This is a genomic window from Pseudomonas arsenicoxydans, assembly GCF_006438915.1.
GTDB classification, from domain to species: domain Bacteria; phylum Pseudomonadota; class Gammaproteobacteria; order Pseudomonadales; family Pseudomonadaceae; genus Aquipseudomonas; species Aquipseudomonas arsenicoxydans_A.
On sequence record NZ_RCZE01000002.1, the window covers coordinates 137068 to 158039 of the forward strand.

Below are 20972 nucleotides of genomic sequence, written 5' to 3' on the forward strand. Positions count from 1 at the left end.
TCGCGAAGAGGCCATCAGCCTCACTGAAGACTCAAAGCAATGGCGCGACTTCCGGCTCCTTACGCGGCCACGCATCCAGCACGGCCTTGAACAGCGTTGCCAGCGGAATCGCAAAGAACACGCCCCAGAACCCCCACAACCCGCCAAACAACAGCACCGCGCAAATGATCGCAACCGGGTGCAGGTTGACCGCCTCCGAGAACAGCAACGGCACCAGCACGTTGCCGTCCAGCGTCTGAATGATCCCGTAGACCGCCATCAAATAGATGAACTGGTCACTCCAGCCCCATTGGAACAGCGCAATCAGCATGACCGGCACGGTCACCACCACGGCGCCGACGTATGGCACCACCACCGACACGCCCACCAGCAATGCCAGCAGTGCCGCGTAGTTGAGTCCCAGTACGACAAATCCGATGTAGGTCACGCCGCCGCAGATGAAGATCTCGATGACCTTGCCGCGAATGTAATTGGCGATCTGCCGGTTCATTTCGTGAGCGACGCGGGTAATCAGCGCCCGTTCACGGGGCAGATAACCGCGCACCCACTGGCCGATCATCTCCCGGTCCTTGAGGAAAAAGAACACCAGGATCGGCACCAGGACCAGGTAGATCATGATGTTCACCAGCAGCGGCAGACTCGACAGCGAGAACGTCAGCGCCCACTGGCCGAATTTACCGATCTCGCCTCGCGCCACTTCGATGGCCTGCAATACCTGCTCGTCGGACACCAGATGCGGGTAGCGCTCGGGCAGCAGCAATAACAGCGACTGCCACTTGGCGAGCATGCCGGGCAACTCGTTGAACAGCGTAATCAGCTGATGCCATAGCAATGGCACCACCACAATCATGAAGACCAGCAGCGCCCCCATGAATAACGCAAAGACCAGCCCCACTGCCACGCCGCCGGGCATGCGCAGGCGTTCGAGGGTGGCCACCAGGCCTTGCATGAGGTACGCCAGCACCATCCCGGCCAGTACCGGCGCGAGCATGCCGCCCAAGGTGAGCACGGCGGTAAATGCCAGGACCAGCAGCACCGCCAGCACCACGGCTTCTTCATCGGAAAAGTAGCGCTGAATCCAGTCGCGTAACACCTTGAACATCAATATTCCTTAGCAACGAACGCAGCAGCTGTCAGGCTTTTTTTAACCAGTAGCGGTAAACACCCGCCTCATCTTCTTCACGAAGCAGCGTATGACCGGCCAATCGGGCAAAGGTGCGGAAGTCGCGCTGAGACCCCGCATCCGTGGCGATCACCTTGAGCACCGCGCCGCTGGCAAGACGATTGAGTTCCAACTTGGCCTTGAGCAACGGCAACGGACAATTCAGGCCGCTGGCGTCCAGTTCGGCGTCATGGGCTACAGCGTCGGTCATTGTTTCACTCCGGGGCACGTGGTTGAGTTGCCTAGAATATCTGGTCCCAAGCCCAGTGTCCGGCTACAGTAAGGTCTTTGTCGACTAAGGCTTTGTGCATGACTTTTTTGCGCCCTACCCTGCTGACGCTCGCTTGCCTGCTCGCCTCACCGGGCTTTGCCGACGACCTGCCGTCACTCGGCGACGCCAGTTCTGCCATCGTCTCGCCGCAACAGGAATACCAGTTGGGCCGTGCCTGGCTGGCGCTGTTGCGCAGCCAGGTTGCGCAGCTCAACGACCCGCAGCTCAAGGATTACGTCGAATCCAGCGTTTACCGACTGGTGGAAACCAGCCAGGTCAATGACCGGCGCCTGGAGTTCATCCTGATCAACAGCCCACAGCTCAACGCCTTTGCTGCGCCGGGCGGGATTGTCGGGGTCAACGGCGGCTTGTTCCTCTATGCGCAGACCGAAGGCGAATACGCCTCGGTGCTGGCTCACGAATTGGCTCACTTGTCGCAACGCCACTTCGCCCGGGGCATTGAAGCGCAGCAGCGCATGCAGGTGCCGATGATGGCCGCCTTGCTGGCCGGGATCGTGATTGCGGCAGCCGGCGCCGGCGATGCCGGGATTGCGGCCATTGCAAGTACGCAAGCGGCGGCGATTCAGGAGCAGCGGCGATTCTCGCGCCAGAACGAACAGGAAGCCGACCGCATCGGCATCGTCAATCTGGAAAAAGCCGGTTACGACCCACGTTCTATGCCGAGCATGTTCGAGCGCTTGGGGCGTCAGTACCGCTTCGATGCCAAGCCGCCGGAGTTTCTGCTGACTCACCCGGTTACCGAATCGCGGATCGCCGACACCCGCAACCGCGCCGAACAGGCCCCACAGGGCGGCATCGAAGACACCCTGCGTTATCAGTTGATTCGCGCGCGCGTGCAGTTGTTCTATGAAGAAACCCCAGGCTTGGGCGCCAAGCGCTTTCGTGCCTTGCTTGAAGAAAACCCGAAAAACGACGTCGCGCGTTATGGCCTGGCAATCGCCCAGATCAAGGGTGGCCAGTTGAATGAAGCTCGGGAGAACCTCAAGCCGCTGTTGGCCAAGGCGCCGAACGAGATCATCTATAACCTGGCTGAGATCGACCTGGACATTACCAATAATCGCCTGCCGGATGCTCAATCACGCGTCGACCGGATGCTCACGCAATACCCCGGTAACTATCCGCTAAATCAGGTGCGTGTCGATCTGCTGTTGAAACAGAACCGCACCGCCGATGCTGAAAAGGCGCTGGAAGGCCTGCTCAAGTCGCGGCCGGACGATCCGGACGTGTGGTATCAGGTGGCCGAAACTCGCGGCCTGTCGGGCAACATCATCGGCCTGCATCAGGCTCGCGCAGAGTACTTTGCGCTGGTCGGCGACTATCGCCAGGCCATTCAGCAACTGGATTTCGCCAAGCGTAAGGCTGGCAGCAACTTCCCGTTGTCTTCGCGAATCGATGCACGCCAGCGTGAGTTGATGGAGCAGGAGCGCATGATCAAGGACATGATGGGCTAACGGTTCAGCTGTAAATTCCGGGTACAAAAAAACCGCCTCTTTCGAGGCGGTTTTTTTATTCAGCCAACAACCGGTTTATTCAGCCAGTTTGAAGGTGATGAAGCTGGCACGACCCGAACGCAGAACCCGCATCGAGACCGAACGGTTCTTCGGCAGCGCCTTGGCAATCTCGGTGAACTCCTTGCTGGAGCCGATGGCCTGGTTGTTCAGGTGAGTGATGATGTCACCTGGTTGCAAGCCAATCAGCGAGGCAGGGCCGTCCTGAACTTCCTTGATCACCACACCACCTTTGAGGTCGTAGGTTTTCTTCTGTTCATCGGACAGTTCGGCGACGGAGACACCCAGACGATTGCTGCTGATTTCAACGCCCGACTTAGGCATCGAATCCAGTTCTTTGCCTTCGTCAGGAATCGCGCCGACCGTCAGTTCGACGTTCTTGCGCTTGCCTTCGCGAATAACTTCCAGATTGGCTTTGGCGCCCGCCTTCAGCGCGCCCACCAGATGTGGCAAGTCAGCTGACATGACGATCGGTTGACCGTTCATGCTCAGAATCACGTCGCCCACTTGCAGACCACCCTTCGCCGCAGGGCCGTCGTCCTGGATCTGAGCGACCAGCGCACCGGCCGGTTTCTCAAGACCAAACGACTCGGCCAGGTCCTTATTCACTTCCTGAATCACCACACCTAACCAGCCACGGCTGACTTTGCCACCGTCTTTGAGCTGATTGGAAACGTCCATGGCAACATCAATAGGGATCGCGAACGATACGCCCATAAAGCCCCCGGAGCGGGTGTAGATCTGCGAGTTGATCCCGACCACTTCGCCGTTCAGGTTGAACAGCGGACCACCGGAGTTACCCGGGTTGATCGGCACGTCGGTCTGGATGAACGGCACATAGTTTTCGTTCGGCAGGCTACGCCCGATGGCGCTGACGATGCCTTGGGTCACGGTGTGGTCAAAACCGAACGGCGAACCGATGGCAACCACCCACTGACCGGCTTTCAGGTCTTGGGATTTGCCGAGTTTAAGCACTGGCAGGTCCTTGCCTTCAATCTTCAACAGCGCCACGTCGGAACGTGGATCAGTGCCGACCAGCTTGGCTTTCAGCTCACTGCGATCGGCAAGACGCACGAGGATTTCATCGGCATCGGCAATCACATGGTTGTTGGTCAGGATGTAACCATCCGGCGATATGATGAAACCCGAACCCAGCGACTGGGCTTCACGCTGACGATCACCGCGAGGTGAACGCGGTTGAGGCATGCCCCGCTCGAAAAACTCGCGCAGCTGTGGCGGCAGTCCTTCAAGGTCCGGCATTTGCCCGGAGACTTTGCGGTCCGGTAATTTCTGGGTGGTACTGATGTTCACCACGGCAGGCGAGGCCTGCTCGACCAACTGGGTAAAATCAGGCAGTTCAACCGCTTGCGCAGTGACCGCCTGACCGAGCACCAGCACGGTGGCAACAATGGAAAGGTAAGACTTCAAGCGTGGTATCGACATACGGCTCCCGTTACGACGAGCATGGTTAAGCGATATGGAGCAAGGAACACCGGGAACAATACGCCGGTATTTTTGTTCCAGGAACAAAAAAACAAGGCCAGAGCCGTGAGGCTCTGACCTATAGAAAGATTAAGGATTTTTTGCAAATTGAAATGCTCACCAAACATTTCGGTAGTGGCCCACTATTTGGTCGCAGTGGCATCGGTGCGCATGGACAGCGCAATCCGTTCAGCAGTACCGATCGGGATCTCACCGACCACCGTCACCATAACTTCACCCTGAGGCGTAGTCAGACGGCGGGATACAGCAACGGTGGGGCCCAACTGCGTGCGGGTGTCCGTCACGGTTGCGCCATTCAAAGGTTCAAGGAATACCGAGAAACGTGCCAGGCCGTCGTCATACATCAGACTGTTCACCAGCGTTTTGGTCTCCGGGTCTTTGCGAGCGCTGCTGCTGGTCAATTCGAAACCGGGTGGTAGCCAGTCCGAATGCCAAACCTGTGCGGCCTTGATGGCGGAAGCTTTGTCACTGTCGAGAGTGACAGCCTTGCAATCGTCGCCCGCCTGCAAGTCTTTGTCAGACGGCACGTCGGCGGTATCCAGTCGTGTGAACTGGAATCGCTCCAGCAACTGCCCTTTGTCATTAAGCAGCAATGACTTGAGTGGCAGGCCGGTTTCTTTATCCAGATGAAGCTCAAAACCGTATCGATGCTGATCGCGTGGCGTCAGCGAAACAATCACTGCCGCACGCCCAGCCACACGCGACTTGCCGATGACAGCAAGGTCATACCAATTCTTTAACTTCTGTGGATCCAGTGCACGAGCAGCGGAATTGGGTGAGTCACCCAGTCCTGCTATCAGGGTGCCGCTAACGCATTGAGTATGCCCATCAATGCGCACGACTTCCTGTGCGGATCCGTCGAGCTGGAGTAAACGCTCTCGGACTTTGCCATCCTGGACGCGATGCCAGATGTTATGGGTAGAAAAACTACCGTTACGCTCGTAAACGAATGTACCGAAAAAGCTTTGCTGTTGCTCGGCCTGGCCCAGACGGGTCAACCAGTCCTGGGCTTCATCAGCGTGGGCTGGTACGACAAACCAGCCTGCGAGCAGAAGCGAAAGTAGAGGTATGGCGCGCATGATCCTCCTTAACGGTTTTCCAGGCTTGCTGCACGAGCGTAAGGCAGAGCACTTTCAGTGCCTTTCAATGCAGCTTGTTGAGCATGTTGGCGCAAGTAGCTTGGCAGACGCTGATCGTGCCAGCCTGGCTGACCTTGCAATACACCGCTGGCCATAGGGCCAGTGGCATCCGAACTCTCATTGTAGCCTGCCAATACAGCTGGGCCTTTAACCTGAGGAACGGTCAGACCCGGTTGATTGGATTGCTGAGCCAGTTCGACACCAGCGATCTCGTCCTGGTTGTACAAACGAACGCCGGCCAGTACAGCCAGTGTTACCGAGGCGGCTACTGCCAGGCGACCCAGGCTGCGCCATGGACCACGGGTGGCTTTTGCCGGTACGGCTTCATCGGCCAACGCAGCAGACACTGCCGCAGCGATATCCAGGCGTGGAAGCAGCAAGTCCTTGTGCATGACTGCCCGAGCGATTTGATAACGAGCCCAGGTTTCACGGGTTTCTACATCGTCAAAGGCATTTAATACCCGACGCAATTCCAGTTCGTCCGCTTCGTTATCCATCACTGCGGACAGCGATTCCTGCAGGGCTTCACGACTCATGGCGTTCCTCTCTTGGCTATCGCCGCTGTCTCAGTTTTCCTGCAACAACGGCTGCAGGGCTTTATCGATGGCCTCCCGGGCGCGGAAAATCCGGGAGCGCACGGTACCCACCGGACATTGCATGACGGCCGCAATGTCCTCGTAACTCAGACCATCGAATTCACGTAAAGTTAAAGCCGTACGCAAATCTTCTGGCAGTTGCTGGATGGTCCGATGGACGGTGCCTTCGATCTCATCCCGCAGCAATGCTCGTTCTGGCGACTCGAGATCCTTGAGGCCATGATCGCCATCGTAGAACTCTGCATCCTCGGAACTGACATCGCTATCCGGCGGCCGGCGGCCGCGTGAAACCAGATAGTTTTTCGCCGTGTTAATGGCGATGCGGTAAAGCCACGTATAAAACGCACTGTCTCCGCGAAAATTTCCAAGGGCTCGGTACGCCTTGATAAAGGCTTCCTGAGCCACATCCTGGGCTTCATGGGTGTCGTGCACGAAACGCACGATCAACCCGAGAATTTTGTGCTGGTATTTCAGCACTAGCAGATCGAAAGCTCGCTTGTCGCCACGTTGAACGCGCTCGACCAGCTGCTGATCCTCTTCCTGGGTTAGCATGAACACTCCTCGATAAGCTCAGAGGAGACTTGCAGAACTAAACGACCAGACTTGCAAACATAGACTCGGGCTTTTCGCAAAAGTTCTCCCCCTCCAAGCAAGTTTCCTGCGGGCTCTGATTTGGCACGCACGAAAAGCGCAGCGCGGGTTACCCGGCTGCGCGAATAATCTTGTCGTCGGATTCGCCAGCAAGGATCAAACTGCAGATCCTGCCCTGAAGCCGACACTGTTCCTTGAATCAGGCAACCGTCTATTGATCTTGGGCCTTTGGCAAAAGTTCCATTATTTATAACCAGACGGCACCGACATTGTGCAACCGTGAATGGAAAAATACTGTTAAATCCACGATACAGTCGTCTTGTCGTTGATTCGGTCAAAAAACCATCCGACGAAGCGTCGGGTATTTCCTGTCACAGTAGTTTCACAATGCCATATGCGCTCGGGTATTGTGCCGCTCCCCCCCTCTATATACTAGTGGGCTGTGTGGCCGACTCGACTCGCCGTTCCAGCAGTCTTGCGCCAACCCCGACCCGGGTCGCTTTGAGCGGAATCCTGAAATGAGCCAACAGTTTCAACACGATGTTCTGGTGATTGGCAGCGGCGCTGCCGGTTTGAGTCTTGCGCTGACCTTGCCCGGTCACTTGCGCATCGCGGTACTGAGCAAAGGCGACCTCGCCAACGGCTCGACATTCTGGGCCCAAGGCGGCGTCGCTGCCGTGCTGGATGACTCCGACACCGTCGAGTCCCACGTCGATGACACCCTCAACGCCGGCGGCGGCCTGTGCCATGAAGACGCTGTGCGCTTCACCGTCGAGCACAGTAAAGAGGCGATCCAATGGCTGATCGACCAAGGCGTACCGTTTACCCGCGATGAACAATCTGGCACCGAAGACGGCGGATTCGAGTTTCACCTGACCCGCGAAGGCGGCCACAGCCATCGGCGCATCATTCATGCTGCCGATGCCACAGGCGCCGCGATATTCAGAACGCTGCTGGCTCAGGCCAGACAACGGCCCAACATCGAACTGCTGGAACAGCGCGTCGCAGTCGATCTGATCACCGAAAAACGCCTCGGCCTGGAAGGCGACCGCTGCCTCGGGGCCTACGTACTCAATCGCGGGACCGGCGAAGTCGACACCTACGGCGCACGCTTCGTCATCCTCGCGTCCGGTGGCGCTGCCAAAGTCTACCTCTACACCAGCAACCCCGACGGCGCCTGCGGTGATGGCATCGCCATGGCTTGGCGTTCCGGCTGCCGGGTGGCGAACCTTGAGTTCAACCAGTTTCATCCCACTTGCCTATACCACCCGCAGGCAAAAAGCTTCCTGATCACTGAAGCCCTGCGCGGCGAAGGTGCGCACCTGAAACTACCTAACGGCGAACGTTTCATGCAGCGCTTCGACCCGCGCGCGGAATTGGCGCCACGGGACATTGTTGCCCGGGCCATCGATCATGAAATGAAGCGCCTGGGGGTCGACTGCGTCTATCTGGACATCAGCCACAAGCCCGAAGCGTTCATCAAGACGCACTTTCCGACGGTGTACGAACGCTGCCTCGAGTTTTCCATCGACATCACCAAGCAGCCGATCCCGGTGGTTCCGGCGGCGCACTACACCTGCGGTGGCGTGATGGTCGATCAGAACGGCCGCACCGACGTGCCGGGGCTGTATGCCATTGGCGAAACCAGCTTCACCGGCCTGCACGGCGCCAACCGCATGGCCAGCAACTCACTGCTGGAGTGTTTCGTTTACGCCCGTTCGGCGGCGGCGGATATTCTTGAACAGCTGCCGCACGTGTCGATTCCAGCCGCCCTGCCCATCTGGGATGCGAGCCAGGTCACCGATTCCGACGAAGACGTGATCATCGCGCACAACTGGGATGAACTGCGCCGATTCATGTGGGACTACGTCGGTATCGTGCGCACCAACAAACGCCTGCAGCGGGCCCAGCACCGCGTGCGGCTGTTGCTGGACGAGATCGACGAGTTTTACAGCAACTATAAGGTCAGCCGCGACTTGATCGAATTGCGTAACCTGGCTCAGGTGGCAGAACTGATGATCCAGTCAGCGATGGAGCGCAAGGAAAGCCGGGGCCTGCATTACACACTCGACTATCCGAATATGCTCCCGGTTGCCCTGGACACTATTCTGGTGCCGCCCACCTACGTCGACTGAACGTCAGTCGAACCCGCAGGCGTCGGTGCACATCCGTCGCCTGCGAGTCGCGAGGCACGCAGATCGATCTGACCCGTCGTTCACCGCGCAGGCGAAACCGCAGCACTACGATCAATGGCAGCGCAAGACTGTCCGGTCGCAACTGCACCGGTTGCCAACCCCGCGCCTGATTCCACAACTGCCAGCCTTCGGCATCGCGACGCAAGCCGCGAAATGCCTGCGGGTGTGTCAGCAGAATCTGACGGGGCAATGCCCAAACGCCATGCGCCAGACAGCAAAAAGCGCCGAGCAGACTGGCCCAGATCGGTATAGAGAGAAGAAACAACGAACCCAGTGCAAACAACTGGGCCAGTAGATACGCCGCCAGCAACTGCCGCGAGGCATGCCAGCGGCATTCGAACGTATTACTTGGGCTGGACACGGTCCAGGATCATGCGAACCATGCGCTGAAGCTCCGGATCTTCCGATTCGGCGCGTTCCATGAACCAGCCGAACATGTCCTGATCTTCGCACTCGAGCAGCTTGCGGTAGCAATCGCGGTCGACATCATTGAGGTGCGGGTAGACTTCTTTTACAAACGGCACCAGCAATACGTCCAGCTCAAGCATGCCGCGGCGGCTGTGCCAGTAGAGGCGATTCAGTTCAACATCTTCGACCATGGAGCGCTCCTCAAATAGGCGGCAAGTATACAGCCCCGCGCCCCGTCGAACAGTCGGCTTTGGTCGGGCACTGTCGACCTTTTGTGAACTACCCATTTCACGGGCGCCACCTTATGATGTCCCCCAGACTCTTTACCCTGCGATGACCCATGGCCGATTCTGCTTTTTTCTGCACCCTGTCTCACGAAGGCGTTCTCGCGGTCCGCGGCGCGGATGCCGGCAAATTCCTGCAAGGCCAATTGACCTGCAACCTCAATTACCTGAGTGAAACCCAAGCCAGCCTGGGCGCGCGCTGTACGCAAAAAGGCCGGATGCAGTCGAGTTTCCGCATTCTGCTGGAAGGTGACGGCGTGGTGATGGCCATGGCCACCGAACTGCTGGAGCCGCAACTGGCGGACCTGAAAAAATACGCCGTGTTCTCCAAATCCAAATTGACCGACGAAAGCGCCGCTTGGGTCCGCTTCGGACTCGATCATGGCGACGCCGCGCTGAGCAGCCTCGGTTTGCAATTGCCGGCTGATACCGACAGTGTCGTGCGTCTTGAAGGTCTGATCGCCATCCGCGTCTCGCCGGATCGCGCTGAACTGTGGGTCGCCGCCGATCAGGCTGACGCCATCAAGGGCAAGTTGTCCGCCCTGCTGGCCGAAGGCAGTCTGAATCAATGGTTGCTGGGCCAGATCCGCGCAGGGATCGGCCAGGTCATGCCAGAAACACGCGAGCTGTTCATCCCGCAGATGCTCAATCTGCAAGCCGTCGGTGGCGTGAGCTTCAAGAAAGGCTGCTACACCGGCCAGGAAATCGTCGCGCGCATGCAGTACCTGGGCAAACTCAAGCGCCGCTTGTACCGTCTGACTCTGGACGCCAGCGAATTGCCCGCCCCCGGCACGCCGCTGTTTTCCCCGAGCCATGGCAGTTCCATCGGCGAAGTGGTGCTGGCGGCCAACGCGGAACAAAACATTGAACTCCTTGCTGTGCTGCAAGCCGAAGCAGCTGAGGGTGGCGACATTCATCTCGGCACCCTGGAAGGACCCGCCTTAAACTTGCTCGACCTGCCTTATTCACTGGACCGCGATCGCGAAATCCAGCGTTAACCGCAGCATCTGTTGCAACACCTAGAGAAACGAAATGAGCGATCTGGCGGAAAAGGTCCAACAGGATTTGGTTGAGGCCATCGATAACGATGACCTGGTTCTGCCAACATTACCGGAAGTGGCCATGCAGATTCGCAAGGCCGCCGAAGACCCGGAAATCAGTGTCAGCACCCTGAGCAAAGTGATCGGCCGCGATACGGCGTTGTCGGCGCGCCTGATTAAAGTGGTCAATAGTCCACTGCTGCGCGCGACTCAAGAAGTCACCGACCTGCACACGGCGATCACGCGTCTGGGCGTCAACTACAGCAGCAATCTGGCAATCGGCCTGGTGATGGAACAGATTTTCCACGCCCGCTCCGAGGTGGTGCAGCAGAAGATGCACGATGTCTGGCGCAAAAGCCTGGAAATCGCCGGGGTCAGCTATGCGCTGTGCCGCAGTTACACGCAACTCAAGCCCGATCAGGCCGCCCTCGGCGGTCTGGTGCATCAGATTGGCGTGTTGCCGATTCTGACCTACGCCGAAGATCACTATGAGCTGCTGTCCGACCCGGTCAGCCTCAACCATGTGATCGACCACATTCACCCCTTGATCGGCGACAAACTGCTCAGGGTCTGGGAGTTTCCGGAGAAGCTGGTGAAGGTTCCGGGGCAATATCTGGACTTCAAGCGTGAGTCTGAGCGGATTGATTATGTGGATCTGGTGCAAGTGGCCAGTCTGTATTGCCACAAGGACAGCGAACACCCGTTGGCCCGTTTCGACCTGACCAGCGTGCCTTCATTCAAGAAGCTTGGGATTGATCTGGAGAATGATTCGGTGATCAAGGATCTGGAAGAGTCGCGGTCGATGTTTTACTAGGCGAGACCGCAGCGCGCCCTTCGCGAGCAAGTCGAATCGTCGCACCGCCGCTCCCACATTTAATCGGGTTCCTCCAGAAGGATTGCGGTCAAATGTGGGAGCGGGCTTGCTCGCGAAGAGGCCAGTCCAGACAATACAAAACTACCCGGCAATAAAACTCACCCGCACCTTCAACCCCTTCGTCTCACCATCATGCAAACTGATCTGCGCCAGATGCGCGCGGCAGATCTCGCCCACGATCGCCAGCCCCAGCCCCGACCCGGCCACCTGTTGATTACGCCGATAAAAGCGCTCAAACACCCGATCCCGCTCATCCACCGGAATCCCCGGCCCGTCATCCTCGACCTCCAGTACCGCCGGTGCCGTGACCCGCAAAATCACATTGCCGCCCGACGGTGTATGGGCCAACGCGTTATCCACCAGGTTACTCAGCAGCTCGTTCAGCAACGTCGGCTCACCACGCAGCCACACCGGCTCATCCGCTTCCAGTGCCAGGGCCACGCCGCGCGCGTGGGCCAGTGGCGCCATGGCCATGCCCAACTCCCGCGCCAACTGACTCAAATCCAGTAACTGCGCGCCGCCCTCGGCAATGGCCCGGGCACCGTTTTCGACCCGTGCCAGCGACAACAATTGATTGGCCAGGTGCGTCAATCTATCCGTGCCCTGGGCTGCCGTTTCCAGAGTGCTGCGCCAAGTTTCGGGTTCACTCGCCCGCAGGCCAAGTTCCAGCCGCGCCTTGAGCGCTGCCAAGGGCGTACGTAGTTCATGGGCAGCATCGGCGATGAACTGCGCCTGACGTTCGAATTGCCCACGCAGCCGCTCGGTAAAGTGATTGAGCGCCCGTACCAGCGGCCACAGCTCGCGCTGCACTTCCACCAGCGGCAATGGTCGCAGATCATCCGACTGACGTTCTTCCACCGCCGTGCGCAAGCGTTCCAGCGGACGTAACGCCGCACTCACCGCGAACCACACCAACAACAACGCGCCAATCGCCAGCATGCCCAGCCGCAGCAACGTGTCCGCCGCCAGACTGCGCGCCATGCTGACCCGTGCCTCATCCGTTTCCGCCACGCGAATTTCCGCCATGCCATTCATGTTCGGCTCGCTGACCGGCTTGAGCAAGCTGACCACCCGCACGTTCTGTCCGCGGTACGTAGCGTTGTAAAAGCGTGCCAGCGCCGGGTAGTCATCGGTGCGCGGCGTTCCCGGCGGGGGCGCAGGGAGGTTTTCGTAACCGGAAATCAGATTCTGGTGGATGTCATTGACCAGGTAAAAAATCCGCCCGGCGCTGTCATAGGCAAACGTATCCAGCGCCACGTAAGGCACGTCGGCACTGAGCGTGCCGTCACGCTGGGATACCCCCGCCGCAATGGTCCGCGCCGACGCCAGCAAGGTGCGGTCATACGCCGTGTCAGCGGCTTCGCGACCATTCCAGTAAGCGCTCAAACCACTGGCCAGCATTAACACCACCAGCAACAGCGCGAGGTTCCACAGCAACCGCCAGCGCAGGCTGCTGGGCTTATGCATCGCGGCTTTCCAGCAAATAGCCAAGACCCCGGAAAGTCACGATTGCGACCGGTTGACCATCCAGTTTTTTGCGCAAGCGATGCACGTAGATTTCGATGGCGTCAGGGCTGGCTTCTTCGTCCAGGCCGAACACCTGGGAGGCCAGTTGTTCTTTGCTCATCACCCGACCGGGCCGGGCGATCAGTGCCTCGAGAACGGCCTGTTCGCGGGAGGTCAGGGTCAGCAGTTCTTCGCCAAGGGTGAAGCGCCGGGTGTCCAGATCGTAGACCAGCACGCCGCAGCGCTGCTGACGTTCACCGCCCAGCACACTGCGGCGCAGCAAGGCTTTGACCCGCGCTTCGAGTTCGGTCAGTTCAAAGGGTTTGGCGAGGTAATCGTCAGCGCCAAGGTTCAGGCCATGGACCCGATCCTTGACGTCGCTGCGCGCGGTCAGCATCAGCACCGGCAGGTTTTTCCCCCGGGAACGCAATCTCGCGAGCACTTCAAAACCGTCCATGCGCGGCAGGCCGACATCGAGAATGGCCATCGCGTATTCCTCGCTGCTCAAGGCCAGGTCTGCGGCCACGCCATCGTGCAGCACGTCCACGGTCAGCCCGGTGCTCTTGAGCGCCTGAGCGACACTTTCGGCCAGCTGTAAATGGTCTTCGACGAGCAGAACGCGCATGAATCTTTACCTCATTCTGGGGATGGTCAACGCCATTCTTTGGCGCGGAGTTTACAGCCGCATCCGCTGCTGTGAAGCCCGAAAACCGTGAAAGCCTGCTGAAAGGTTAGTGAAAGGTTGGGCCGTTAGAGTCCGCACACGGATGGTCTCGACTGCCGACCTTCCAATCGTGCTTTGAAATGTAGCTCCCGAAAAACGCCACGACGCGTTTTCGCCAATAAGAACAATAAACTGAGGTACTGCACCATGCTGCGCATACCGCTTCAGGCCTACATCCCCCACCCTTTCATCCGATTCCCATTGTTCTCGCTTGTCCGCGCCGTTGCCGGCTGCACGGCGCGAAACTGCCGCGCCTGAAACATCCCCAAAAACAAAAACTCCCGTGGAGACAAAAAATGAATCGTTCACTGCGCCGTTTCGCCCTCGCCGCCAGCTGCATGCTGTTCGCCGGCCAACTCATGGCCGAACCAAAACGTCCGGAATGTATTGCCCCGGCGTCACCGGGTGGTGGTTTCGACCTCACCTGCAAACTGGCGCAGAGCGCGCTGGTGAATGAAAAACTGCTGACCAAACCAATGCGCGTGACCTACATGCCCGGCGGTGTCGGCGCTGTGGCCTACAACGCAGTGGTCGCTCAGCGCCCGGCCGACGCCGGCACGCTGGTGGCATGGTCCAGCGGTTCGTTGCTGAACCTGGCCCAAGGCAAGTTCGGACGTTTCGATGAAACCAACGTTCGCTGGCTGGCCGCTGTCGGCACCAGCTACGGCGCCATCGCAGTGAAAAGTGATTCGCCTTACAAGAACCTGGACGATCTGGTTCAGGCGCTGAAAAAAGACCCGAGCAAAGTGGTGATCGGCTCCGGCGGCACTGTGGGCAGTCAAGACTGGATGCAAACCGCGCTGATCGCCAAGGCCGCGGGGATCAACCCGCGTGACCTGCGTTACGTCGCCCTAGAAGGCGGCGGTGAAATCGCCACTGCCCTGCTCGGCGGCCACATCCAGGTCGGCAGTACCGACATCTCCGACTCCATGCCGCACATCATGAGCGGCGACATGCGCTTATTGGCGGTGTTCGCCGACAAGCGTCTGAATGAGCCGGAAATGAAAGACATCCCGACCGCCAAAGAGCAAGGCTACGACATCGTCTGGCCGGTGGTTCGTGGCTTCTACCTCGGGCCAAAAGTCAGCGACGAAGACTACGCCTGGTGGAAAGCGGCCTTCGACAAGCTTCTGGCTTCCGAAGACTTCGCCAAACTGCGCGATCAGCGTGAACTGTTCCCGTTCGCCATGACCGGTCCGGAGCTGGACACCTACGTGAAGAAGCAGGTAGCGGACTACAAAGTGCTGGCCAAAGAGTTCGGCCTGATCCAGTGATCGCCTCTGTCTAGCGGCTGCAGCCCCGTTTCGCGGGGCTGCGGCACAGGAGTTTCCCATGCTCTTACAACGCATTTTTGCTTCGGTGCTGCTACTGGCCTGTGTTGGCCTGGCGCTAATGGCGTGGCCGTATCAAGCGGCTTTTTCCTACGAACCGGTAGGGCCGCGAGCCTTTCCGCTGCTGATGCTCGGGCTGATGGGCCTTGCGCTGATGTACATGGTGTTTCGTCCCGCACCGATCAAGCACGACGCTGACGAACCCCCGATGGACCGCGAGACCCTGACCAAAATCGGCATCTGCGTGGTGCTGTTGCTGGTGTTCGCGGGCACCTTCGAACCCCTTGGTTTCATCGTCGCCAGCATCCTGATCGGCATTCCGATGGCGCGCCTGTACGGCGGTCGCTGGGTGCCCAGCATTGTGATCATCACGCTAATGGCCGTCGGCCTTTATCTGCTGTTCGACAAGGTGATGGATGTCCCGCTGCCCTTGGGCGTGCTCGACGTTCTGGAGAACTGATATGGATACGCTTGGCTATTTGGGTCAGGGTTTCGGCGTCGCGCTGAGCCCGTACAACCTGGTGACCGCTTTGTGCGGCACCCTGATCGGCACCGTGGTCGGCCTGTTGCCGGGCCTGGGCCCGATCAACGGCGTGGCGCTGTTGATCCCGATCGCGTTTGCCTTGGGGCTGCCACCGGAATCGGCATTGATCCTGCTGGCGGCGGTGTACCTGGGTTGCGAATACGGCGGGCGAATCAGCTCGATCCTGCTGAACATTCCCGGTGAAGCCTCCACCGTCATGACCACCCTCGACGGTTACCCGATGGCCCGCAAAGGCCTGGCCGGTGTCGCGCTGTCGTTGTCGGCATGGAGTTCGTTCATCGGTGCGTTCATCGCCACCTGTGGCATGGTGCTGTTCGCCCCGCTACTGGCGAAATGGGCGATTGCCTTTGGCCCGGCGGAATATTTCGTGCTGATGGTATTCGCCATCGTCTGCCTTGGCGGCATGGCGGGTGACCGACCGCTGAAGACGTTTATTGCAGCGTTGATCGGCCTGTTTTTGTCGACCGTCGGCATCGACGCCAACAGCGGCGTGTACCGCTTCACCGGGGACAACATCCACCTGACTGACGGCATTCAATTTGTCGTGCTGGTGCTGGGGCTGTTCTCCATCAGTGAAATTCTCCTGTTGCTGGAAAAAACCCATCACGGCCAGGAAGCGGTGAAAGCCACCGGACGCATGATGTTCAACTTCAAGGAAGCGTCGGCGGTGTTCGTGGTGAACATTCGTTGCGGTGTGCTGGGCTTCATCATGGGCGTGTTGCCGGGCGCCGGCGCGACCCTCGCCAGCGCCGTGGCCTACATGACCGAAAAACGTATCGCCGGCGCCAAAGGCACCTTCGGCCAAGGCGACATGCGTGGCCTGGCGGCACCGGAAACCGCCATCGGCGGCGCTGCGTGCGGCGCACTCGTGCCGATGCTGACCCTCGGTGTTCCGGGTTCGGGCACCACGGCGGTGATGATCGGCGCCTTGTCGCTGTACAACATCACACCGGGGCCGCTGCTGTTCCAACAGCAACCCGACATCGTCTGGGGTCTGATCGCCTCGTTGTTCGTCGCCAACATCATGCTGGTGATCCTCAACATTCCGATGATCCGCATCTTCACCCGCATCCTCGCCGTGCCGAATTGGGCACTGGTGCCAGTAATCGCCATCATCACCGGGATCGGCGTCTACGCAGTGCACGCCACCACGTTCGACCTGTTCCTGATGATTGGCATCGGTATCTTCGGCTACATCCTGCGCAAGCTGGACTTCCCGTTGTCGCCGGTCTTGCTGGGTTTCATCCTCGGCGGCCTGATGGAGCAGAACCTGCGTCGCGCCCTGTCGATCTCCAACGGCGCGCTGGAAATCCTCTGGTCGAGTCCGATCACCTTCGGTGTCTGGGTATTGACCGCGATCATGCTGTTGATGCCGATTATCCGCATCTGGCGCAAGCGTTCGGCCGCTCAGCGCGCGATTGCCGATGTCTGATCGAACACCGCTCAACGCCTGGTGGGGAACACCGCTGGTCGGTCTGTTAGGCGGTTACCTCGCCAGCCAGATCGGCTGGCCGTTGCCGTGGATGGTCGGCTCGTTGCTGGCGATCATCCTCGTGCGTTGTCTAACGCCGTGGCAATTGGCGGAAATCCCTGGCGGCCGCAAGTGCGGCCAGTGGATTGTCGGTATCGGCATCGGCCTGCACTTCACCCCGGTGGTGATGGAGCAGGTGTTGAGTCATTTCGGTTTGATCTTCTTCGGTGCGTTGATCACCAGCCTGTCGGCCGTGGTCGGTGTCTGGTTGATGCGCCGTACCGGTGAGGATCGCGCCACTGCATTTTTTTCCAGCATGCCCGGCGGCTCAGGGGAGATGGTCAATCTCGGCGCCCGCAACGGTGCAGTGCTCAGCCGCGTGGCGGCGGGGCAAAGTCTGCGGGTGCTGGTGGTGGTGCTGTGTGTGCCGGCGGCGTTCAAGTATTTGTTGGGGGACGGTGCGCCGGTTGTTCATCCGACAGCCATTAATTGGTGGTGGCTGGCCCTTTTGTTCCCGGCGGGCGCCCTGGCGGCGTGGCTCTGGGAGCGTCTTCGTCAACCCAATCCGTGGCTGTTCGGGCCGTTGCTGGTGAGTGCGGCGGTGAGCATCGGTTGGGATTTGCACATCGGTTTGCCACATGGCGGCAGTCAGATTGGCCAATGGCTGATTGGCAGCGGCCTGGGCTGTCACTTCAACCGACAGTTTTTCCGGCGTGCGCCTTCGTTCATGGGCCGGACCTTGATCGGCACGGTGTTGACCATGTTGATCGCCACGGCAGCGGCGCTGGGGTTGAGTGCGTTGACCCATCTGGATCTGCGCTCGCTGACCCTGGGCATGATGCCCGGCGGGATTGCGGAGATGAGCCTGACGGCGGAGACGCTGCAATTGTCGGTGCCGCTGGTGACCGCGATGCAGGTGATGCGGTTGTTGTTTGTGCTGTTTCTGGCGGAGCCGTTGTTCAAGTATTGGAACCGGATGCCGGATTAGGCGATAAACCGAGTCTCCGCCTTCGCGAGCAAGCCCGCTCCCACATTTGACCGAGTTCGTCCGGCCAATTCGGTTAAGTGTGGGAGCGGGCTTGCTCGCGAAGAGGCCGTCACCGCCAACGCATCAAACCGGCGGCAACCGCCACTCAATCGGCGTTTCACCATTCTGCTCAAGAAACTTGTTGGTGCGGCTAAAGTGCCCGCATCCCAGAAATCCGCGATACGCGGACAAGGGCGACGGATGCACCGACGTCAACACCAGGTGCTTGGTCGCGTCGATCAGTTTCTGCTTGCTCTGGGCATGCGCGCCCCACAGCATGAACACCAGGTGCGGCTGCTGCTGACTGACAACCTCTATGATCCGGTCGGTGAAAAACTGCCAGCCCTTGTCCTTGTGCGCGTTGGCATTGGCGCGCTCAACCGTCATGGTGGTGTTGAGCATCAGCACGCCCTGATCGGCCCAGCTCTGCAAATAGCCATGGTTGGGAATATCGATATTCAGGTCGCGCTTCAACTCTTTATAGATGTTCACCAGTGACGGCGGCGCCGGCACACCCGGTTGCACCGAGAAGCACAAGCCATGGGCCTGGCCCGGGCCGTGATACGGGTCCTGACCGAGGATGACGACCTTGACCTTGTCCAGCGGCGTGGAGTTGAGTGCGTTGAAGATCATCGGGCCCGGTGGATAGATCTCCTTGCCCGCCGCACGCTCCTGTTGCAGGAATTCACGCAACTGCGCCATATAGGGCTGGTCGAATTCGGCACGCAGTGCCTCCTTCCAGCTCGGTTCGAGTTTGATACGGTCGTCAGCAGTCATGGTTACATCCGGCAAAAACAATGGGGCGAACCCTAGGAAAGCCCATCACGCTTGTCAATTGATCTGACGCACATCCGGCACTTTCCTCAACAGCGATCATACTGAACGCTCAAATTCCCGATCGAGGTCACGATGAATCTGCACTTCGAAGAACTCACCGGCACCGACGGCGCACGCATCGGCATCGCCAGCCTCGATGCCGAAAAGTCTCTCAATGCCCTGTCCTTGCCGATGATCAACGCCTTGAGCGATCAAATGGACGCCTGGGCCAAGGACCCGCAAATAGTCTGCGTGTTACTGCGCGGCAACGGCGCCAAGGCCTTCTGTGCCGGCGGCGAAGTGCGCAGCCTGGTGGAAGCCTGTCGCGCGCATCCCGGGGAGGTGCCGCCGCTGGCCGCGCACTTCTTTGCAGCGGAATATCGCCTGGACTTCAAACTGCACACCTACCCGAAACCGTTGATCTGCTGGGGTCATGGTTATGTGCTCGGCGGCGGGATGGGGTTGTTGCAAGGCGCGAGCATCCGGATTGTCACGCCGAGCAGTCGACTGGCGATGCCAGAGATCAGTATTGGCCTGTACCCGGACGTTGGCGCCAGTTGGTTCCTCTCGCGACTGCCCGGCAAACTCGGCCTGTTTCTGGGCCTTACCGGCGCTCACATGAACGGACGCGATGCCATCGACCTGGGCCTGGCCGACCGTTTCCTGCTCGATGAACAGCAAGAGGAACTGATCCAAGGGTTGCTGCAGCTGAACTGGCAGGAGCAAACGCCGATGCAGCTCAACAGTTTGCTCAAGGCTTTGCAGCAGGAAGCGGTTGCGCAAATGCCCGAAGCCCAGTGGCTGCCACGGCGCCAGCACATCGATGAACTGCTGGATGTCAGTGATGTGAGTTGCGCCTGGAAGACCATCAGCCTGCAACGCGACAGCGCCGACCCGCTCCTCAGCCGTGCGGCAAAAACCATGAGCGAAGGCTCGCCGCTGACCGCGCATCTGGTCTGGGAACAAATCGTTCGGGCCCGGCACATGTCGCTGGCTCAGGTTTTTCAGATGGAATACACCCTGAGCCTCAACTGCTGCCGTCATCCGGAATTCAGCGAGGGGGTGCGGGCACGGTTGATTGATAAGGACCAGAAACCGCATTGGCATTGGCCGGACATCAATAATGTGCCGGATGCGGTGGTGGAGGCGCACTTCCAGAAGGCTTGGGAAGGCCGGCATCCATTGGCGGATTTGTCGGAATACTGAACAAAAATGTGGGAGCGCGCTTGCTCCCACAGGTTTTGTATTTAGTTCGAATTAACGGTGGCCATCGTGATCACCACGACCATTGTGGTCCCCGCGTCCCCCGTGGTTGTTGTTGCGTCCGCCGCCACCCCGGTAGTCATTGTTCCAACTGCCTCGGTTACGACCGTCCCACCCTTGATTCTGATGGCCCCGGTAATCACCCCGCGATTGGTAATAACGCGGGGCCGGTTGATACACCCTTGGTTGAGAGTAATAGCGCGGTGTCGGCTGGTAATACCGCGCTGGCGGTGAGTAGTACCGGGGTGGCGGTGAGTAGTAACCGCCGCCACCGGAATAGTAAGAACTGCCACCGGCGTAATAGGTGGGCGCTGGCGAGGTATAGACCTCGGAACTGTAGTAGCTGTCTCCTCCATCGGAATAGGGCACGCACGCACCCAGCGACAATCCGGACAGAGCAATCAGAAGAATTCGGCTGAGCTGTTTTCGACAGTTCATGGCGGCCTCCTGGACCGCGAGTGAGCCACACCAGCGACGCTGGCGAGCGACAGTCAATTATTCGGTGACTGTCGATAGATCAGACATCGATTTCGAAATCTGGTGCGCCCATGAAACACATTGAAACATCTGCCCGATGAAAGGTTTTTCATCTATTCACACGCTGATTAATGGTGCCAGCCGTGATATCCACCGCCGTAATAACGCGATCCGTGACCCGCCCGTCCCATTGCGGTGCAGGCGCGCACCATCAGAAGGCA

General features: G+C 59.2%; 22 protein-coding genes. 9 read left to right on the top strand and 13 right to left on the bottom strand.

Annotated features, from left to right (window positions below; all coding sequences use genetic code 11):
• Nucleotides 1-31: 31 nt before the first annotated feature.
• Nucleotides 32-1102, bottom strand: coding sequence for an AI-2E family transporter (locus tag EAH78_RS04070; RefSeq protein WP_140665995.1), 1071 nt, complete (start codon nucleotides 1100-1102; stop codon nucleotides 32-34).
• 31 nt (nucleotides 1103-1133) lie between these two features.
• Complete coding sequence (locus tag EAH78_RS04075; protein WP_020300476.1) at nucleotides 1134-1373, bottom strand: sulfurtransferase TusA family protein; 240 nt, start codon at nucleotides 1371-1373, stop codon at nucleotides 1134-1136.
• A gap of 98 nt (nucleotides 1374-1471) precedes the next feature.
• Between EAH78_RS04075 and EAH78_RS04080 the strand changes: the two genes are divergently transcribed.
• Nucleotides 1472-2905, top strand: a complete 1434-nt coding sequence (locus tag EAH78_RS04080; protein WP_140665998.1) for a M48 family metalloprotease — start codon at nucleotides 1472-1474, stop codon at nucleotides 2903-2905.
• A gap of 75 nt (nucleotides 2906-2980) precedes the next feature.
• On the opposite strand, the gene EAH78_RS04085 is transcribed toward EAH78_RS04080, so the two are convergent.
• The 4 genes from EAH78_RS04085 to rpoE all read right to left on the bottom strand — a co-directional run bounded on the left by EAH78_RS04085 (nucleotide 2981) and on the right by rpoE (nucleotide 6752).
• The gene (locus EAH78_RS04085; protein ID WP_140666001.1) at nucleotides 2981-4405 is read right to left on the bottom strand and encodes a DegQ family serine endoprotease; all 1425 of its coding nucleotides are present in this window, start codon (nucleotides 4403-4405) and stop codon (nucleotides 2981-2983) included.
• 182 nt (nucleotides 4406-4587) lie between these two features.
• On the bottom strand, nucleotides 4588-5544 hold the full coding sequence (locus EAH78_RS04090; protein WP_140666004.1) for a MucB/RseB C-terminal domain-containing protein: 957 nt from the start codon (nucleotides 5542-5544) through the stop codon (nucleotides 4588-4590).
• Between the two features lie 8 nt (nucleotides 5545-5552).
• Nucleotides 5553-6140, bottom strand: a complete 588-nt coding sequence (locus tag EAH78_RS04095; protein ID WP_140666007.1) for a sigma-E factor negative regulatory protein — start codon at nucleotides 6138-6140, stop codon at nucleotides 5553-5555.
• A 30-nt stretch (nucleotides 6141-6170) separates the two neighbouring features.
• The gene (rpoE, locus tag EAH78_RS04100) at nucleotides 6171-6752 is read right to left on the bottom strand and encodes an RNA polymerase sigma factor RpoE (protein WP_007944079.1); all 582 of its coding nucleotides are present in this window, start codon (nucleotides 6750-6752) and stop codon (nucleotides 6171-6173) included.
• Nucleotides 6753-7309: 557 nt separating this feature from the next.
• On the opposite strand from rpoE, the gene nadB reads away from it, so the two are divergent.
• Entirely contained in the window at nucleotides 7310-8926 is a 1617-nt protein-coding gene (nadB, locus tag EAH78_RS04105; RefSeq protein ID WP_140666010.1) for an L-aspartate oxidase, read from the top strand.
• Here the strand turns inward: nadB and EAH78_RS04110 are convergent.
• Both EAH78_RS04110 and EAH78_RS04115 read right to left on the bottom strand, forming a co-directional pair.
• Nucleotides 8895-9347 carry a protein YgfX gene (locus EAH78_RS04110; RefSeq protein ID WP_140666013.1) on the bottom strand — a complete coding sequence of 151 codons (453 nt, stop codon included), beginning with the start codon at nucleotides 9345-9347 and terminating at the stop codon, nucleotides 8895-8897. The genes nadB and EAH78_RS04110 overlap by 32 nt on opposite strands.
• Nucleotides 9331-9585: a succinate dehydrogenase assembly factor 2 gene (locus EAH78_RS04115; RefSeq protein ID WP_007944081.1), complete on the bottom strand. Its 255-nt coding sequence runs from the start codon at nucleotides 9583-9585 to the stop codon at nucleotides 9331-9333. Before EAH78_RS04115 ends, EAH78_RS04110 begins: the two co-directional genes overlap by 17 nt.
• A gap of 149 nt (nucleotides 9586-9734) precedes the next feature.
• On the opposite strand from EAH78_RS04115, the gene EAH78_RS04120 reads away from it, so the two are divergent.
• Nucleotides 9735-10676, top strand: coding sequence for a YgfZ/GcvT domain-containing protein (locus EAH78_RS04120; RefSeq protein WP_140666016.1), 942 nt, complete (start codon nucleotides 9735-9737; stop codon nucleotides 10674-10676).
• A gap of 34 nt (nucleotides 10677-10710) precedes the next feature.
• Nucleotides 10711-11532 (top strand): HDOD domain-containing protein, encoded by an 822-nt coding sequence (locus EAH78_RS04125; RefSeq protein WP_140666019.1) that lies wholly within the window; start codon nucleotides 10711-10713, stop codon nucleotides 11530-11532.
• Nucleotides 11533-11673: 141 nt separating this feature from the next.
• Here the strand turns inward: EAH78_RS04125 and EAH78_RS04130 are convergent, their stop codons facing one another.
• The 3 genes from EAH78_RS04130 to EAH78_RS04140 are packed head-to-tail and all read right to left on the bottom strand — an operon-like array spanning nucleotide 11674 to nucleotide 14131.
• Nucleotides 11674-13059: a sensor histidine kinase gene (locus tag EAH78_RS04130; protein WP_123433856.1), complete on the bottom strand. Its 1386-nt coding sequence runs from the start codon at nucleotides 13057-13059 to the stop codon at nucleotides 11674-11676.
• Nucleotides 13052-13723, bottom strand: a complete 672-nt coding sequence (locus EAH78_RS04135; protein ID WP_140666022.1) for a response regulator — start codon at nucleotides 13721-13723, stop codon at nucleotides 13052-13054. The genes EAH78_RS04130 and EAH78_RS04135 overlap by 8 nt, the downstream gene beginning before the upstream one ends.
• Nucleotides 13724-13774: 51 nt before the next feature.
• Nucleotides 13775-14131, bottom strand: coding sequence for a hypothetical protein (locus EAH78_RS04140; protein WP_140666024.1), 357 nt, complete (start codon nucleotides 14129-14131; stop codon nucleotides 13775-13777).
• On the opposite strand from EAH78_RS04140, the gene EAH78_RS04145 reads away from it, so the two are divergent.
• The 4 genes from EAH78_RS04145 to EAH78_RS04160 are packed head-to-tail and all read left to right on the top strand — an operon-like array spanning nucleotide 14119 to nucleotide 18156.
• Complete coding sequence (locus tag EAH78_RS04145; protein WP_140666026.1) at nucleotides 14119-15096, top strand: Bug family tripartite tricarboxylate transporter substrate binding protein; 978 nt, start codon at nucleotides 14119-14121, stop codon at nucleotides 15094-15096. The two genes, EAH78_RS04140 and EAH78_RS04145, sit on opposite strands and share 13 nt — an antisense overlap.
• A 58-nt stretch (nucleotides 15097-15154) precedes the next feature.
• Nucleotides 15155-15613, top strand: coding sequence for a tripartite tricarboxylate transporter TctB family protein (locus EAH78_RS04150; RefSeq protein ID WP_140666028.1), 459 nt, complete (start codon nucleotides 15155-15157; stop codon nucleotides 15611-15613).
• A gap of 1 nt (nucleotide 15614) precedes the next feature.
• Complete coding sequence (locus EAH78_RS04155; protein WP_140666031.1) at nucleotides 15615-17129, top strand: tripartite tricarboxylate transporter permease; 1515 nt, start codon at nucleotides 15615-15617, stop codon at nucleotides 17127-17129.
• Nucleotides 17122-18156 carry an AbrB family transcriptional regulator gene (locus EAH78_RS04160; protein WP_140666034.1) on the top strand — a complete coding sequence of 345 codons (1035 nt, stop codon included), beginning with the start codon at nucleotides 17122-17124 and terminating at the stop codon, nucleotides 18154-18156. The genes EAH78_RS04155 and EAH78_RS04160 overlap by 8 nt, the downstream gene beginning before the upstream one ends.
• 123 nt (nucleotides 18157-18279) lie before the next feature.
• Here EAH78_RS04160 and ung read toward each other — a convergent pair whose 3' ends face one another.
• A complete protein-coding gene (gene ung / locus EAH78_RS04165; protein WP_140666037.1) occupies nucleotides 18280-18972 on the bottom strand; it encodes a uracil-DNA glycosylase in 693 nt (230 codons plus the stop codon).
• A gap of 132 nt (nucleotides 18973-19104) precedes the next feature.
• On the opposite strand from ung, the gene EAH78_RS04170 reads away from it, so the two are divergent.
• Entirely contained in the window at nucleotides 19105-20217 is a 1113-nt protein-coding gene (locus tag EAH78_RS04170) for an enoyl-CoA hydratase/isomerase family protein (protein ID WP_140666040.1), read from the top strand.
• A 51-nt stretch (nucleotides 20218-20268) separates the two neighbouring features.
• Here EAH78_RS04170 and EAH78_RS04175 read toward each other — a convergent pair whose 3' ends face one another.
• Nucleotides 20269-20712, bottom strand: a complete 444-nt coding sequence (locus tag EAH78_RS04175; protein WP_140666043.1) for a hypothetical protein — start codon at nucleotides 20710-20712, stop codon at nucleotides 20269-20271.
• Between the last annotated feature and the right edge of the window lie 260 nt (nucleotides 20713-20972).